This window comes from Altericroceibacterium endophyticum (assembly GCF_009827595.1).
Lineage (GTDB): Bacteria > Pseudomonadota > Alphaproteobacteria > Sphingomonadales > Sphingomonadaceae > Altericroceibacterium > Altericroceibacterium endophyticum.
Map to the genome: position 1 here is coordinate 139879 of NZ_WTYT01000004.1, position 16225 is coordinate 156103.

Sequence of the window (16225 nt, forward strand, 5' to 3'; positions counted from 1 at the left end):
CTCAGCCGGGGCAATTAACCTCGGTGAATTCTTTGAAGCCTTTGGCATCGAGCGGGTGCGATTTCAGGAAACCCTGATAAAAATCGCAACCTTCACGGGCAATGGTTTCGCGTTGCTCTTCGCTCTCGATCCCTTCGGCAATGACAAGCAGGTCGAGAGCCTTGGCCATGGCAACTATGCCGCGAAAAACCGCCAGATCGCGCCCGTCTTGCGTGATGCCTTCCAGCATTGACCGATCAAGCTTGAGGTAATGAAGCGGCAAGCGCTTGAGGTAGTGGAAATTGCAGAAGCCCGCGCCAAAATCATCCAGCGCAATACAAATGCCGCGATCCACCAGACCTGCCAGCTGCCGCGCGGAGTGATCCAGCTCGGCCACCAGCGTCTGCTCGGTAATTTCCAGCGTCAGCAATTCAGGCGAAAAGCCGGAGGTCATGACCGCTGCCAGCAGATCTTCCTTAAAACTCCCTGTCGAAAGGTCAGCCGGAGTCACATTCAGCGAAAGGCGTAGCGGCAATGACCAGCTCTTCGCCCCCTGCAGCGCACGTTCTACAATATGCCGAGAGAGCGGGCCAACATAGTCGGCTCTTTCTGCGATGGAGAACAGCGCACCGGCGCCTATCCTGCCCAGCTCCGGATGATGCCAGCGGGCCAACGCCTCTGCGCCGGCCAGCTTATCATCTGCAGCGCGAAATTGCGGCTGATACAAAATCTCGATCTGATTGCGGTCAATCGCACCCAGCAGATCAGCTTCGAGTTCCTGAGTCGATTTGCCCGCAGTTATAATCGTATTATCCGCCCACATGCAGCGGCGACCGGATTGCAGCTGCGCCTCTTGCAGAGTGTCGCTCAATCGGGACAGGAGCGCAGCAGGCCGCTCGTCCTCCATGGCCCGAAGCAGCGCCACACGTGGCCAAAGTCGCACCGACGCAATGCGCCCCGGACGCGGAATCGGACGGGTAATGGCTTCCGCCAGTTCATCACCCAACCACTGCCAACGCTCACAGCTGCATTCATCGGTCGTTGCCAGCAGGAATGTTCCGCCAGAAACGCGCGCCGCCAGCCACTTTCCTTCCAGCGCTTCACCCGCAAATTGCAATATTCGATTGGCCACTTCCGCCAGAGCGCCATCGCCCGCCGCCTCACCATACGCCAGATTGACGGCATCAAAGCGGCGCAGGCCAATCAGCATGGCCTTGAGTGCCCGGCCAGCAGCACTGCCTGTGTCCGCTTGCCATGCACCCATTCGAGCCAGCGCTTGCTCTGTGCCGATCAAATTGGTGAGCTGGTCGCGCGGGGCGCAATCATCGTGGTCGGGTATGGATGCCATTTTCCTGCGCTAGAGCCTTTTAATATTTCAGTAACCCTTTTGCGCAGATCCGTTGCAAAACGGGACGCCGCTCCATAGGACCGGAGTCATAATGGCAGAGGCGGCGGAAATGACGCAAGGGCATAACGATCAAAAGCTGGCATTGCTGGCATCGCCCGCGGAACGGGCACAGCAGGCATCTCGCCATTTGGCAGACAAGGCCGACTGGGTTCCGCTCGAGGAAGCCGATGCTGTCATCGTGCTCGGCGGTGACGGATTTATGTTGCAGGTGCTTCATCAAATGCTGGATAATGGCCGGATTATTCCAGCCTATGGGATGAATCTGGGCACAGTCGGCTTCCTGATGAACCGCCATCAGCCCGGCAATACTCTGACCCAGCGCGTGGCGCGGGCTAAGCCGATTGGTGTCGCCCCTTTGCGGATGATCGCCAGACGGCAGGACGGGTCGGAACAGGTCCACTGCGCGATTAACGAGGTTTCATTGCTGCGTGAGACCCGCCAGACCGCAAAACTGGAAGTGGAAGTAAACGGTAAAGTCCGGATCGACAGCCTTGCTTGCGACGGTGTGCTGCTGGCCACGCCAGCCGGATCAACCGCTTACAATCTATCCGCCAACGGCCCAATTCTTCCGCTTGATTCGCATATGCTGGCCCTCACCCCCATCAGCCCGTTCCGCCCGCGGCGCTGGCGCGGCGCGATTTTGCCGGAACACAGTCAGGTTATCTTTCGCGTGCTCGACCCGGGAAAACGCCCGGTCGCCGCCGTGGCCGATCAGAAAGAAGTGCGCGATATTGCCGAGGTAAAGCTGGAAATCGCGCGTGACCAGCAACTTACGCTGCTGTTTGATCCTGGCCACAGTCTGGATGAACGCATTGTAGCCGAACAGTTCGTCGCCTGATCTCCCGCCAGCGCTTTTGCGACGAAACCGCACCATTTTCCTAAGCTGGAAAACAATTTTGAAAATTCCTGACACACCCCCTTGTCAAAGCAAAACGTCCCGCATATAGGCACATCTCGCTCGCAAGGGCTGCTCCCCGATAGCTCAGCGGTAGAGTAGGTGACTGTTAATCACTTGGTCGTTGGTTCGAATCCAACTCGGGGAGCCACTTAAGACTTGCGACACTTCGCAAGCACGCTCCAAACCCATGCAAGCCTCCCATTTTTCGGCTTTTGCCCTTTGCATGCACGTGACTTGCTTTGCTTTACACAGCAGCAGTCATCCGACGCCTCGGGCGTGAACCGGGTCCAAATCGCTAAGATTGATGTCGGCGCCAAGCAGAGTTTGACCGAGACGATCAAGCGCCTAGCGGAAGCGCTGCGTGTTGCCGTGGATTAGGTGGTTCAAAGCTGTCATGTCTTGATTGCGATACCATTTCGCCACTCCCGTATTTGGACAATAAATGTCATCAATCCTGCATCGAAGACAAATATTCGATGCTTCAAGTAGGTTAGCGCTGCTCCATCTACCCTATTAATCGTGCTGACATCACCAGCCTTAATGTATACAGGCGCGGGCTATGGGGAAGCTGCGCATCTTGATTCGGGATCATTGCGTCATCGCAATGCTGGCCCTGATCGTGGTGCTCGGTTTCAAGGCCGTTATTCCTGCCGGCTTCATGATCTCCAGCAATTCCGACATGGTAGTTTCGCTATCGATCTGTTCGGAAAGCACCGGCACCATACATTCACAGCAAATCGTGTTGCCGAAAGCGAATGGCGGACAGGATGAGCCCGTCCAGAAGGATAAAACGGGCAATCACTGCGCCTTTACCAGTCTGACCAAGGTCGCAACGAGTGCAGCCGATCCGGTTCTGCTGGCAATTGCGATCGCCTTTATCATGCTTCTCGGCACGACGCCGGTTGCGCCCGCCTGCCTCAAGCGCCTGAACTACGTCCTTCCGCCGCTTCGCGGCCCACCTTCGGCAACGTGATCGCCTGATTTCACTCGATCACATTGGTCGCACAAAATGATGCGCGACTGATTGCTGGAGATTTTCCAATGTATTCCATCCATACCCGCCCATCAGGGCGGCCTGTGGCGGAGCATGACATTGCCCCCTTTCAATCGGACGGGCTTTTGCTTCGATTGCAGGAAAACCGGTCCTCACTTTCGCAGGAAGCGCGTGTAACATTCACCGTGCTGATCGGCCTTTTCATGGCCCTCACGATCCTGCCGGCACTTAAGGGCCAATGGCTCGTCCCGATTTCCACCCTGACTTCCATGGCTTTGCTCGTCGGTGCGCTCGAATACCACAAGCGTTCACAGGTCACTGATGAATGGCTGGCCATAGAAGCAAACCATATCCTGTACCGCAATGCGCAGAAAAACACGGTCAGGCTTCCTCTGGCCACGACCTTTCTGGTCGAGGAAGGCACCGGGTCCGACCGGTTGAGACTGTTTCTGAAAAATCAGTGGCACATGGTCGAAATCGCATGCTGCCTGGGATTGGAAGAAAAGCTCTCGCTCGCTTCGCTGATATCACAACATCTGAAGCGGGAGACACGATAGTGCGCGATCAAACTATCCTGACTCTGCGCCGGATACGCCTTGCCGCATGGCTCACTACAGGCGTGACGATCATATCGGTCTTGTCGATTTTCGCCACGCAGCAAGTGCTCACCAATCGCGCCGATTATACTCAAGCCAAGCCTGGCTGCGCATATTCGCCTGATACGCATTCTCACCCAGGTCACAGCCTCGATGAGCATAGCCAAGGCACATCGGCATCACCGCATTCAACTCACCCTGTAATCTGAAAAGAATCCCCATGTTCAAATCGACCACTCTTCTTCGCTCGGCTCTCCTGGCCGGTTGTGCTCTGTCTCCCGCTGTCGCATTCGCTCAGGATGCGACACCGATCGCACCGATCGATGTAGATTCCGACACTCTTACTGCTCAGATCATGCAAACGCCGATTTCGGGCGCGCGCATCAATCGTGAACAGCTTCGGCAAATTCAATCAAGCACCAGCGATACCGGCGCGCTGCTTACCGAGATTCCCGGGGTCAGTGCCAATACCGGCGGCGGGTTTTCCTCCATGCCCGCCATTCGCGGAATGACAGAGCAGCGGATCACGATCCTCGTCGACGGCGTGCCGATCGACATCTCGTGCCCTAACGACATGAACACGCCGCTATCCTACGTCGATCCGCAGACGATCGATTCCATCGCCGTGCTGACAGGTATCGCACCAGTCAGCAGCGGAGGCGATAATATCGGCGGCGTCATCGCAGTGAACAGCGCGCCTCCCCGCTTTTCCACCGACGGGACGACGCTTGTCACCGGCCGGGCATCAAGCTTCTACCGCAGCAATGGCGATGGTTTCGGCGGCGGCGTGAGCATGACTGTCGCAGGCAGCAATATCAGCGCAACCTATACCGGGTCCTACACGCAGTCCGACCAGTATGATGGAGGCGGCGATGACGGCATGGTCCGTTCCACAGAGTATAAGAAGACCGATCACGCGCTTGCCCTCGCCTGGCAACACGCCACCGGTCTGCTGCAGATCAAGGGCGGTATCCAGCGTTCGCCCTATGAAGGCTTCCCCAATCAGTCGATGGATATGGTCGACAACAAGAGCTGGTTTCTAAACGGCAGCTATGATGGGTATTTCGACTGGGGAGATCTGGAGCTGAAAGCCGCCTATCGCGATACCGATCACGAAATGGATTTTCTGGAAGACAAACAACCCGGCGCGATGCCGATGTTGACCGAAGTGCACAGTTTTGATGGCTCGGCAAAGGTCTCGCTGCCTGTCTCTGGTCATGACACGCTTCGACTTGGCGCCGAATACCACCACCAATGGCTTGACGATTACTGGCCTCCGGTTCCCGGCAATATGATGATGGGGCCTGGCACCTTCGTGAACATCAATGGCGGCACGCGCGACCGGATCGGAGCCTTCACCGAATGGGAGCGACACTGGAGCGACAGCCTGTCCTCCATCATCGGCATTCGCTACGATCGCGTAGAGTCCGACACCGGCGATGTGCAGCCCTACGGCACAGGCATGATGCAGATGGCAGATGTGATGGCGGCCGCAGCCTTCAATGCTGCCGACCACAAGAAGACTGACCATAATTGGAGCGGTTCAGCCATCTTCGTCTATGCGCTTTCCGACGATGCTGCATTGGAGTTCGGCTATGCGCATAAGGTCCGCTCACCCAACCTCTATGAACGCTATAGCTGGGGCCGAGGTGCCATGGCGAGCCGCATGATCGGCTGGTATGGGGATGGCAATGGTTATGTCGGCAACATCGATCTCGATCCCGAAAATGCCGACACTTTCAGCGCTGCACTCGCACTTGGACAAACCGACGGCGGCTGGAATTTGCGGATCGCCCCCTATTACACCCATGTTGACGATTACATTGACGCGGTGTTCCTTCAGGACCTGACCAACATGATGGGCATGCCCTCCGGCTTCGTCCAACTTCAATTCGCCAATCAGGAAGCCGAGTTTTACGGTGTCGATCTGTCGGGCGCAGTGACCCTTGCGCAAACACAAGGCAGCCTTACGCGCATGACGCTTGCTGCCTCATGGCAGGAAGGGAATAATCTGGCCGATGACGGGCCGCTGTATCATCAGATGCCTTTCAACGCGAAACTGGGCGTTACCCATCGCAGCGGCGCTCTGGAACTCAACGCCGGTCTTGAATGGACCGCAGAGAAAACACGCGTCGACGCCACCCGAAACGAGCCGGAAACAGAGGACTATGCGCTCGTCAATCTTGGTGCGGCTTATACTCTGTCAGGCATCCGCTTAAGTCTGAATGTCGAAAATCTGTTCGATAACGCATATGACTTGCCGCTTGGCGGCGTATCGCAGGGCGACTATGGCGTTACCGGCGTATTGCGACCCGTGCCAGGGCGTGGCCGGTCGTTCAATGTGGGATTGAGCACGAAGTTCTGAAGCGCGTATCACCGCCGACTGAAAGGGATGACGAAAGCCACACATGAGCTTTGTTGATCAGCCTTCCGGCGGCAGAGGTTTCGCCTTTATCACGGCCATCGCCATGCAATGTCTGTTGCTGGCGGTGGCCGCTTCGGCCTTTACTGCCTATCGCGCATCCTCGCCGCCGCGTGGAGCGCTACCGGTTGCGACATTCACTACTCCGGCGACGACACCGGCACAGCCGCCTCCATCAGAGCCCGCCTCTGATGCATCGAAAAACGCCGACCAGGTACAAGCCCGGCAAAAACCTGTCCCGGCCGCTCCCCTCCCACCGGTTTCCCCCGGTTCAAACGCTGCCGGAAAGTCCTGGCCCATTCCTGCTGGAAAAAGCGCAGTATCGGCGCTTCCAGAGAATATTGCAGGCGTCGAAACACAGCTGCAGATTACCGCAGAAGTGCCCGCACCATCAGCCGAAGATGATCTTCTGGCCCGCTACGCTCAGCGCCTGCGCAACCTGATTCACGCCCGGCGGCCGCGCGGCCTCAATCAGGAAGGCGAGGTGGTGGTGCAATTCCATCTCGATCGCAATGGGGCCCTGCAGAGTTCCGAGATTATCCGATCCAGCGGCAACATCAGGCTTGATCGGCTGAGCCTCAGAATGGTGCGACAAGCCGCCCCCTTCCCTGCCGCAGACAAGGAAATCAACGACGCGCAACTGACTTTTCAGTTGCCGCTCCATTTTCACTGACCATTTCCCTTACCCAGAAAAGATCCGCATCACTTCCGTATGGCATTTGATGCTCAGCACGGACTGTCCCTTGAGCTGAGCCAGCAATTTAGGCTGACGTGTGATTTTCAATGACAACCACAATTTGCACAAGGCTTGGCGTGATCAGAAGCCGGACATTCCTTTGGAGTAATTCTCAATCAGCCAGCGCTAGAAACGTACCCAGAGGCCGCCAAAAAACCCTCGTTCTCTTAAGGCATTTTCCCCTGCCAGCGTGCCGGTTACTCCAGCTTGCAAGGACACGCTTTCCGACAGGTCCTTTACAGCGCTGATCTGCAGATTGTGATAACGGTATTTGCCGCCAGAGATGTCGCTGCTGCCATCACTGACCGTGCTGAATGTTTGCGCCAGCAACAGGATGTCCGGCACCGGCCGATATCCTGCGGTTAGGTCCAGATGAAACTCGTTCGCGAGCGCACCATCCAGCAATCGATACCCAGCCTGCACATCAAAAAATCCACTATCTTCACCGACAGCGAAGCCGTGAATCAATCTCAAGCGCATGTCATATTCGGTCGCGGTGCTGACAAGCTGAGCGACGAAATCGTCCCGCTCCTCGCCCGGGATGCGTACCGTGCCCTGAAAAGCCAGCGACCATCCATCCTGATCGAGCACGCGGTAACGCGCGCCGACTTCAGTATAGCCCAAACCTGTCGTGTCATTGTCCGAACCGTCGGCGGATACATCCCTGAAGCTGGGGGCAAGGATGAGGGTCAGCTCCTCAGTCGCCTTCACTTCTGCCAGCAAATACAGCTCTCGCTTGTGATAATCCGCAATATCGACGCTGTTGCCATCCGCATCGAAACCCTTCTTGCTATCGGAATAGTAAAAGCTCGCGATAATCTGATTATCCCGGTCCTTCATTTCCGCCGTCGGGAAGGCGCTTTCGGATTGGGCATGAGCGGGTCCGGCAAGGCACAGCGCGCACCCGATCAATGCCAGTGGCGAGGAACGCAACAGCTTTTGGGGCGATATCACAGGTGGTTCTCCTTTGCCGACAGAGCATCAAGTTTGGCCAGCAGATCAGGGGTTATGTCATCCAAATCGTTACTATCGCGCCAATCAACATGCGTAATCAGCGATAGTTTTTTGCCCGCCGGGCCATTTGCGTTCACCATCTCGATATTCGCCGTTGATGCTGTAATTTGCGCGCAAACCTCAGTTAAAGCCGCCGCATCCGGCGCAGCAGGCTGAAAAATCATGAAGGTGCCATTGCCATAATAGATCAGGCTTGAGCGAAGCGGAGCGGCTGAATTGCCCAAAATATCCCTTACGCTCAGCACCAGTTCTTTCGCCGCCTTTTCACCATAGCGTTCCACATAGCCGTAGAAATTGGCGATATGGACCAGCGCCAGTGAGGCGCTCAGGCCGTTTTCTCCACACTGACGCACCGCCAGCTCCAGAAAGCGAGCATTGGGAATCATCGTGACGTCATCCATCAGTGACGCGTCAAACCGACGCCTTTCCTCACTGCGGGTGGTTTTGGTGAGTTCCTCTTCTCGCAATTGGCGCCGCGCCTGCTCTCTGCGCAGACGCAGCAGGGTTCTGACCCGTGCCAACAGATCTATCGAGCTGATCGGCTTGCCGACAAAATCGCTGGCACCGGCCATAAATGCCTGATTGAGCGCCTGCACTTCCTTTGCTGCGGAAAGGATAAGGATAGGCGTGTGACGCGTGGGACGATTCAGCCGCATCCGGGCACACACCTCAATCCCATCAATGTCCGGAAGACCGATATCCATGATGATGATGTCAAAATGCGCGTCATCTGTTGGAGCTGCGTCATCATCCCTCGCCCCAACGATTTCCAGCGCTGCCTGACCGGAATTGACGACTTCGATCTGGTTGAAACCGCCCGTTTCCAGATAAATTGACGTGATGTCTGCGGAATCTTCTGAATCGTCGACCACCAGGATGCGCGCAGAACTGGTGCGATTGATCATGAGCTGGCTCCATTCCTGCGTGCATAGGCGCGCCATTTCGTGCCAGCGAAGATGAGAGTATAATCCCGAGCACCTTCCTCAAAAAGTGAGGGAAAAGTCCGGCCGATCAGATCAGATCCGCTACCGCTGTCGGGATTACGAACAACAACAATATCGCTGTTAATCTGGCGGTTGATCTGAGCCATTCTGAAAGCGCGAGATTCTGCGCTTTCAACGCCCGCGGCACTTCCCCTTATTCCCACAATTGCTGGCATCGCGCCTGCATCCACAAGAATGCTCTTACCGGTCAAATGACTGGCCAGCTGCTCCATTTCCGGTTGCGAAGAGGGCACTGCTTTTCCGCCAAGGGCTATTCTCCACCGGGTGGTTTCGTCTGATCGGTCCAGCGCACAGACAACAGTTCCTGCAGCAAACGCCACAGTCAAAAGAAGATAGGGCGCTTGCGGATTCAGCTGTTCCTTCGGCCAAAACACAGTGCAGGAAATGGCTACCGGCACAGCCATAACAGCAAGCGATGTCGGCGCGATTTCGAGCCTCAGCGCAAAGGCGATAAGAGGTGCCGCACAGAGCATCATAATCAGCGCAAGCGCCGCTTCCCTGAGCGAGGACCCGGGTAGCGCGTAGAAGATCAGCGCGAAACATAGCGGGCTCATCGCAAGACTGCCGCCAATTGCGAGCAGCAGACCTTCTGGCGTCAACGCTTCAACAAAACCTTGCTGCAACATGGCATTGGGCAGGAAATGCAGAGCTTCACCGGTAAAAATCCAGTTCACATAAAGGAACGAGGCCAGCGTGAAGAGCACCGGAAAAAGCAGCACCAGAAAGGCTGCCCCCGGATACGCAACCAGCTGCCGCTTGGGTATAATTAGGGCAAGGCACGGTAGCGAAGCCAGCGCCACGACCAGGCCGGCAATATGGGCAAAGGAGGCAAGGATCAGCGCCAGGGAAATCAGAATGAGATCATTCACGCGTTGCTGGCGCGGCAATCCAAACGCGCCCAGAGCCAGCGCCAGCATTCCGAAGAGCAACAGGACAAGCCCCGGCCCATCTGCCGCAGCGCGCAGAACCAGAGGATTTGCCATCACCAATAGAGTGAGCGCAATGCTGCCCCGAATGGAATAATGAGCGCGGCGCATAAGCATGAATATGATCGCGCCGAGAGCCGCGCAAAGCATGGCGCTCGATAACAGAACGGCCTGCGCTTTGAGCGCGGGGAACACCACCGTTTCAGCCCATACTATCATGAAGGACAGCGGCGGAAACATGGTCAGCTGAGTCTCAAGCGATAGCTGCCCATCGCGTGCCAGCAGGACATTGCCCAGCAAATGGAGGCCAGCAAGAGATTGAAAGCCGGCCGCCTGCCAATGAAGCAACAGCGCGAATACCGTAGCGCCAGCAAGAAGGCCGACAAGAGCGGCTGTGAATGAACGCGCGCTCATATGGCAGCCCCCTGTTTTATTGAGGCTTTGGCCACTTCATCAGCTGTATGTTTGGACAGGCCGTGCTCGGTCTTCTCCCAGTAAAACGGCCGGGTGACCAGCTGCCAGGCGCCCTTCCATGCGGCGACCGACATCAGCATCCAGTACCAGATCACCGTCAGGCTGAAGGGTGTCAGCTGCAACCAATTGCGGCGAAACGGTGCGAGCATCGTCAGGAAGATAAACATACCGTTGCCGGCGAGCAGGTTGAACAGGGAAATATAGAGCAGAATCGGCGGAAAGAATAAATCGAAGATCCCTGTCTGGCTGACGAACCAGATCGCGAAAATCCCCCAGAAAATGGGGTTAAGCAATCCGGACATCATCGTCCCACCGATGAAGAACACGAACCCGAGCACGCCGGTAAAGCCGATCGTGCGATAGAGGTGCAATGGTCGGCGACTATGCACCAGAAAGGTCTGCATATAGCCCTTGATCCAGCGGGAACGCTGCCGGATCCAGTTGGACTGGGAGACATTCGCCTCCTCAAAGGTCGTGGAATCGACGAGCCGGACTTCATACCCCTTTTGCGTCATGCGGATGCCCAGATCGGCATCTTCCGTCACATTGAAGGGGTCCCACGCGTTCAGCTCACGCAGAACGTCCATCCGGAAATGGTTGGACGTTCCGCCCAGCGGAATCGGTACTTTCAGTCGTTCCAGCCCCGGCAGCATCAGATCAAACCACAGGGAATAATCGAGCGTGAACAGGCGCGTGAGCCAGTTTTCATCACGGTTGTAATAATTCAGTCGGCATTGAACGCAGGCGACATTTTCCGCTGACCGGTTGAAGGCCGCCACCACCTTGCGAAGCTGATCTGGCTCTGGCTTATCCTCCGCATCAAAGATGACGAGATAGTCGCCGCGCGCAAATCGAAAGGCGTAATTGCATGCTTTCGGTTTCGTCTGCGGCTGTGACGGCGGCACGCGGATAATCTCGAAAACTTCCTCCAGACCGAGAGCGACCGCGGCGTCGATGGTTTCATGATCCCCCTCTTCCAGAACGATCTTAATATCGAGTTTGGCGGTCGGATAATCGAGACTGCGCAGGGCATTGGCCAGAATTGGCAACACGTCCGGCTCCCGGAACATCGGCACCAGAACGGTGTATATGGGCAGATCTTCATCGCGCAGCATCCGCGCCGCAGCGTCCAGCTCACGCGCCCGATTGTCCTGTTGCAGCCCCCCTGCCCAGACCAATACGCCCTTGAAGACAAAGTTACCGAGATAGAACACCGACATTATGATGTTGAGCAATATCAGGGTTGGAACGGGCGCGGCGATAAGGGCCAGCGCGGCCAGAGTAACAACCAGCCATGCGGTGACGATCTGCCATGGCATGAATACAGTTTGCGCAGACATGACCGGGTCGCGTTCTGCCAGATCAAACACCGCGCCGTGCGAATATCGGGCTGAGAACACGGTCTGAACCGCTGCCTGAATATCCCCTTTGCGGGTTATGACCATGTCAAAATCCGCGCCCCATCTGGACCGGCAAAAGACGATGGCTTCCGGTCCGGGGCGCGCGGTGGCAACCACCATCCGGCCGTTAACGCGCCGCCATGGGATCGTCAGCTGCTCCATATAGGCGCTGACTTCAGCTTCCTGCAGCAATTCAGGATCAGCAGGCTGCTCACCCAGACGCACATATTCAAGGTTAAAACGGTCAGCCAGCAATTGGAAATAGGTGTCAGCGTCGAACCATGACCGTGCCAGCATGACATCGGGCAGATTGGTCCCCCAACGCTCCGCCAGCAATTCCGCCTCGTTGAGCTGTTCTGCTGTCAGAAGCCCCTGATCAGCGAGGAAGTCCCCGGTCCAACTATCGGCTGCGGTAAGTTCTGCCACGCCCGATGCTCACTCATCTTTCGGGCGGCGGCTGCGGCGCAGAAGATAGACGAAACCAGCACTCAGGATCAGCCAGCCCAGACCGATAAGCCAGACACGATACCGCTCCAGCAACTCACTGATCTGCACCTGATCAGGATAGCGGATATCCACCAGCCGGTCCCGCGTGGTGGAATAGGCCATCATTATCTCATGCTCATCAGCAAGAGCAACATTGCCAAGGCCGAGCGTTTCCGCGTCCTGATCCATGTTCAGCGAAGCAAAGTTCGCACCGGGACGAATCCACAAGACGGACCGATCCCCATCATTCAGCAATTGTATGGCCGTCGCAGCGCCGATGGGCCCCGCGATGAGGCTTGGTCCATCCTCACCATATGAAAATTCCACCTCTCCGCGATCGAACCGCAGCGCAGGGCTGGTCCCGGCGGGCACCTTGCCCGAAACCAGAACATAGGGGCCGGTGGCAGGAACCTTACCGAAGCTGACTTCGAGCGGTGTGTTCACGTTCAGCAACGGCCCCAACAGCTCGGACGTCGCCGGGATATCGGCCGCAGAATCCAGCACCAGCGAAACGCCCCCGGCGAAAAGCGGGGCCAGCTCCGCAAAATCATCAGGAACGGATTGCGGCTTGAAGGAGAAGTGGCTCGAAGGCAGCAATTGCGCAGGGTACCCCTGGGGCGCATAGGCACAGTCACCACCACGGATCTGCCTGATCACGGACACTTTCAGATCGTTGGCGGAGGTCGTCAAACCATCCGGAATATCGAGGGTGAGGCGCATGCGTTTGTCGGTTTGCGCAGCCGCGCTGCCCAGCAAAAGCCCATTCAACGTCACCGAAATGACCGGCGCAGTGTCGCTCCCGTCATCAGCGACGAGTATATCCACCGCAATTTTTGACGGGGTCTGCCCAGCCGGCACCTGATTAAGCGGCAGAGTAATTTGCCAGTCGGCCGTGTCAGAAAAGGTCTGTGATGAAACGTCACCGCCCAAATCTGCAAAGGTCAGCGTTTCGTCGCCCCCCTCGGTGCGGCGCAGAAATTTGCCTATATTGGCCTGTCCATTAAACACCGTATGCCATTCATTCGTGATCAGGCGCGCGGCATCTTGCGGCGATGCCCCTCCCAGCGAAATTTCGGGCCAAGGTCCACTATCGCTGATCGACACGCCCGGTTCGGTAGACGATGTCAGACGAAAAACGCTGCGGCGCCAGCCTTGCTCCTGCGGCGGCGGCGCAGAGCCCACAAAAATGCGGGCATCGGAATTATTTGCGGCGAGCAGAATGGCCGCCGCGGCTTGGTCTTCAGTCGGGTCCGCAGGCAAGATGATGTCACTCGCCATCGGCATAGCCGAGGCAAGGTTTCTCAGCGTTTGAACCGCGCTTCTGGCGATATTCAGCGACAGACCGGCCGTCGGTGAGATCTGAAGATAGGCGCCGGCAATCCGCTGATCGATACAGCGGTCTTCTGTCAGTGCCCCATTATAGCGAATAGTAACCGGGACAAATCCCTGCACTATTGCACTTTGATCAATAGGAACTTCCAGAATTCCCGTCTCTTCATCACCATTTAGCGACCGGGTCAGGACCGGCTCCCCCGCCACGTCGATCTGAATACTGCGCCGACTGTCAAAGGCCGATGCGGCGACAAAGGGCAGCCGAAGTGACAAGCTACGCACCGCATCGGGCTCAGGCACGGGAAAATACAGCTCGCGCACGCCGGAAAAGCCATCCATTTTCAGACCGTTTCCAAAGCCAAGTTGGTCGAGCGTGATCGTTCTGCTGAGGGTCCTGTCGTCAACAAAGGAGGATTGGGGAGCATCCTGCGGGATTGCTGTTTGCGGCAGGCCAACAAAAGCAAGCGCTGCACATGATAGCGACGCCCTCAGCCATCCGGCTGTCATGATGCCTCGAGTTCTTTGGTCACACGCTGAAGGCTATCATCCACCTGCTGCAACAGCGCCGAACTCATGGCCGCATCGCTGGTGCGCAGGGTCTTCACCTTCCCTTCCGCGTCACTCGCCAGATTTCCAAGCTCTGGATAGCCCAAAGGGGCGGCTGTGCCGGCCAGATCGTGCAACATCGACTGGACTTCTTTGAGCGGCAGATCAGGCAGGTTGCCGTGCAAGTCACGGCGAACTTCCTCCAACATGGCCCGATGCTTGGGAAAGCGAGAGGTAAACCGGGCCGCTACCCTGGCAAGTGCAGGTGATACCATTTCCTCAGCCATCTCTGAGCTCCTCAAAACCTGATTATGTATAAGTAGTTTCACTTATACATTGCCAAGGCTTGCCTAAGAAGCGGTTAACAATATTACCATTTGGCAGAGATTTTAGGGAGAAGCGCCTTTGCCTGCGCAGATCTATCAGAGCAGACAATGTGCCTGCTCAATTCACTGCGAGAACTACTGATAGAATGAGAACCGAAATCGCGATCATCGCTCCTGCCTGACGGATCGAGGCAGCCATCTGGCTGTGCAGCACGCTTGTTTGCGGCGGGGCTTCGTTTTGCCGTTCCAGCCAGTGCGACACCATGCGCAGCGTATGCGGCAATTCTTCGGCTATACGGGAAAGTTCGAGCAGCAATGCCTCCTGCCGGCCCGCCCCGGTCAGCCGTTCCAGCCTGTTTGCCAACAAACGGCCCTTCATTCCCTGCAGCGCAGCAGAAAGATCGAAATCCGGCTCGATCCGGCTGAGCACGCCATCCATCGTCACCATCGCTTTGAAAATCAGCAGCAGATCCGGTGGTAATGTCAGGCCTTCCTTGCGTAGCAGAGGGAAGAAGTCCTCCATCATCGCGCTTAGAACCAGCGCACCGGAACCATGGCGCGCCACGAGTTTTTCTGACGCCTTCAGGAGCACGGCCCGGGAAACCTGGCTGTCCTCCGACCATAGGCCCAGCATGTCGGCCACACCTTGCGGGTTGGAATTGCGCAGCGAGAGCAGAAAGGTAAGAAATTCGTGCTGTCGCCGCGGCCCAAGCTGGCCCATAGACCCCAGATCCAGCAATGCCAGTCGATCGCCAGGCAGGCATAGCAAATTGCCGGGATGCGGATCACCATGAAAACGGCCGTTGACCAGTACCATTTCCAGCACCAGTTCTGCGCCAAGATCTGCAATGCGCGAAGGGTCGATACCGGCACTGCGCAATTCTGCGGGTTCACGGGGCGGCACGCCTTCGATAAAATCCATCACCAGCAGTTTGGCGCTTGAATAATCCCAGTGGATCGCGGGCACCACGACGCGCTGCTCATCGGCCAGATCGCTGCGCAAAGCATCGGCATTTCGCCCTTCCCGCGTAAAATCCAGTTCCTCAAGAATGTCTTCAGCCAATTGTGTCACCAGCTTATGCGGCCTGATGCGGCGCGCCTCCGCGCTGCTTTTTTCGGCCAATGCTGCAAATTGGCGGATCAGCCGCAAATCGCTTTCCATCCTGCGGCGGATGCCGGGCCGGCGGATCTTGATTGCGACTTCGGTGCCATCTTCCAACGTTCCGCGATGCACCTGCGCGATGGAAGCGGCGGCGAGCGGCGCCTCGTCAAAATGCGCAAAGATATTTTCCGGCGCATCGCCCAGTGCTTCTTCCACCTGACCCCGCAAATCAGCGAAGGGGAGCATCGGCGCGGAGCTTTGCAGCTTTTCCAGTTCAGCCGTCCATTCTTCGCCGAGCAGATCACGGCGGGTGGCTAGGATCTGCCCCAGCTTGACGAAGGTCGGCCCCAATTCCTCGAGCGCCTGACGCACGCGGCGCGGCATATCATTGCCCGGTTCCTCCGCTTCGCTATCCGCTATGCCAAAGCGCGCCAGCAGTGAGGTCAGGCCGAAACGGGTGGCGATCAGTGCAATCTCGCCCAGTCTTTCACGATCACGCGCGGCAACGATTATGCTTTTGAGCATCCAGAACTCCTTATCAAACGGAACCGAGCGGACATGTGCCCGGTTCCCTGATGACCG

The 16225-nt window shown here is 57.0% G+C and carries 14 protein-coding genes and 1 tRNA gene; 7 read left to right on the forward strand and 8 right to left on the reverse strand.

What is annotated here, in order from left to right:
- Window position 1 precedes the first annotated feature (1 nt).
- Entirely contained in the window at window positions 2-1327 is a 1326-nt protein-coding gene (locus tag GRI91_RS09855; protein WP_160736509.1) for a bifunctional diguanylate cyclase/phosphodiesterase, read from the reverse strand.
- A 91-nt stretch (window positions 1328-1418) separates the two neighbouring features.
- On the opposite strand from GRI91_RS09855, the gene GRI91_RS09860 reads away from it, so the two are divergent.
- The 7 genes from GRI91_RS09860 to GRI91_RS09885 all read left to right on the forward strand — a co-directional run bounded on the left by GRI91_RS09860 (window position 1419) and on the right by GRI91_RS09885 (window position 6970).
- Window positions 1419-2225, forward strand: a complete 807-nt coding sequence (locus GRI91_RS09860; RefSeq protein ID WP_237437788.1) for an NAD kinase — start codon at window positions 1419-1421, stop codon at window positions 2223-2225.
- A gap of 133 nt (window positions 2226-2358) precedes the next feature.
- Window positions 2359-2433 (forward strand) — tRNA-Asn (locus tag GRI91_RS09865).
- Between the two features lie 411 nt (window positions 2434-2844).
- Window positions 2845-3258: a DUF2946 family protein gene (locus GRI91_RS09870; RefSeq protein ID WP_160736510.1), complete on the forward strand. Its 414-nt coding sequence runs from the start codon at window positions 2845-2847 to the stop codon at window positions 3256-3258.
- A gap of 68 nt (window positions 3259-3326) precedes the next feature.
- Window positions 3327-3836 (forward strand): DUF2244 domain-containing protein, encoded by a 510-nt coding sequence (locus GRI91_RS09875; RefSeq protein ID WP_160736511.1) that lies wholly within the window; start codon window positions 3327-3329, stop codon window positions 3834-3836.
- A complete protein-coding gene (locus GRI91_RS16120; RefSeq protein WP_237437789.1) occupies window positions 3836-4084 on the forward strand; it encodes a hypothetical protein in 249 nt (82 codons plus the stop codon). The genes GRI91_RS09875 and GRI91_RS16120 overlap by 1 nt, the downstream gene beginning before the upstream one ends.
- An 11-nt stretch (window positions 4085-4095) precedes the next feature.
- A complete protein-coding gene (locus tag GRI91_RS09880; RefSeq protein ID WP_160736512.1) occupies window positions 4096-6240 on the forward strand; it encodes a TonB-dependent receptor plug domain-containing protein in 2145 nt (714 codons plus the stop codon).
- Window positions 6241-6283: 43 nt separating this feature from the next.
- Entirely contained in the window at window positions 6284-6970 is a 687-nt protein-coding gene (locus GRI91_RS09885) for an energy transducer TonB family protein (RefSeq protein ID WP_160736513.1), read from the forward strand.
- 189 nt (window positions 6971-7159) lie between these two features.
- Here the strand turns inward: GRI91_RS09885 and GRI91_RS09890 are convergent, their stop codons facing one another.
- The 7 genes from GRI91_RS09890 to GRI91_RS09920 form a co-directional block, all read right to left on the reverse strand.
- Window positions 7160-7987 (reverse strand): transporter, encoded by an 828-nt coding sequence (locus GRI91_RS09890; protein ID WP_160736514.1) that lies wholly within the window; start codon window positions 7985-7987, stop codon window positions 7160-7162.
- Window positions 7984-8952, reverse strand: coding sequence for a response regulator (locus GRI91_RS09895; RefSeq protein ID WP_160736515.1), 969 nt, complete (start codon window positions 8950-8952; stop codon window positions 7984-7986). The genes GRI91_RS09890 and GRI91_RS09895 overlap by 4 nt, the downstream gene beginning before the upstream one ends.
- Window positions 8949-10391: a hypothetical protein gene (locus GRI91_RS09900; RefSeq protein ID WP_160736516.1), complete on the reverse strand. Its 1443-nt coding sequence runs from the start codon at window positions 10389-10391 to the stop codon at window positions 8949-8951. The genes GRI91_RS09895 and GRI91_RS09900 overlap by 4 nt, the downstream gene beginning before the upstream one ends.
- Complete coding sequence (locus tag GRI91_RS09905; RefSeq protein ID WP_160736517.1) at window positions 10388-12277, reverse strand: glycosyltransferase; 1890 nt, start codon at window positions 12275-12277, stop codon at window positions 10388-10390. The genes GRI91_RS09900 and GRI91_RS09905 overlap by 4 nt, the downstream gene beginning before the upstream one ends.
- Window positions 12278-12286: 9 nt before the next feature.
- On the reverse strand, window positions 12287-14176 hold the full coding sequence (locus tag GRI91_RS09910) for a cellulose biosynthesis cyclic di-GMP-binding regulatory protein BcsB (RefSeq protein ID WP_160736518.1): 1890 nt from the start codon (window positions 14174-14176) through the stop codon (window positions 12287-12289).
- Window positions 14173-14502, reverse strand: coding sequence for an Hpt domain-containing protein (locus tag GRI91_RS09915; protein WP_160736519.1), 330 nt, complete (start codon window positions 14500-14502; stop codon window positions 14173-14175). The genes GRI91_RS09910 and GRI91_RS09915 overlap by 4 nt, the downstream gene beginning before the upstream one ends.
- A gap of 157 nt (window positions 14503-14659) precedes the next feature.
- Window positions 14660-16168, reverse strand: a complete 1509-nt coding sequence (locus GRI91_RS09920; RefSeq protein ID WP_160736520.1) for an ABC1 kinase family protein — start codon at window positions 16166-16168, stop codon at window positions 14660-14662.
- Between the last annotated feature and the right edge of the window lie 57 nt (window positions 16169-16225).

Coding starts and splice junctions, on each gene's coding strand:
- GRI91_RS09855 (WP_160736509.1), bottom strand. CDS start 1,327: ATGGCATCCATACCCGACCACGATGATTGCGCCCCGCGCGACCAGCTC.
- GRI91_RS09860 (WP_237437788.1), top strand. CDS start 1,419: ATGGCAGAGGCGGCGGAAATGACGCAAGGGCATAACGATCAAAAGCTG.
- GRI91_RS09870 (WP_160736510.1), top strand. CDS start 2,845: ATGGGGAAGCTGCGCATCTTGATTCGGGATCATTGCGTCATCGCAATG.
- GRI91_RS09875 (WP_160736511.1), top strand. CDS start 3,327: ATGTATTCCATCCATACCCGCCCATCAGGGCGGCCTGTGGCGGAGCAT.
- GRI91_RS09880 (WP_160736512.1), top strand. CDS start 4,096: ATGTTCAAATCGACCACTCTTCTTCGCTCGGCTCTCCTGGCCGGTTGT.
- GRI91_RS09885 (WP_160736513.1), top strand. CDS start 6,284: ATGAGCTTTGTTGATCAGCCTTCCGGCGGCAGAGGTTTCGCCTTTATC.
- GRI91_RS09895 (WP_160736515.1), bottom strand. CDS start 8,952: ATGATCAATCGCACCAGTTCTGCGCGCATCCTGGTGGTCGACGATTCA.
- GRI91_RS09900 (WP_160736516.1), bottom strand. CDS start 10,391: ATGAGCGCGCGTTCATTCACAGCCGCTCTTGTCGGCCTTCTTGCTGGC.
- GRI91_RS09910 (WP_160736518.1), bottom strand. CDS start 14,176: ATGACAGCCGGATGGCTGAGGGCGTCGCTATCATGTGCAGCGCTTGCT.
- GRI91_RS09915 (WP_160736519.1), bottom strand. CDS start 14,502: ATGGCTGAGGAAATGGTATCACCTGCACTTGCCAGGGTAGCGGCCCGG.
- GRI91_RS09920 (WP_160736520.1), bottom strand. CDS start 16,168: ATGCTCAAAAGCATAATCGTTGCCGCGCGTGATCGTGAAAGACTGGGC.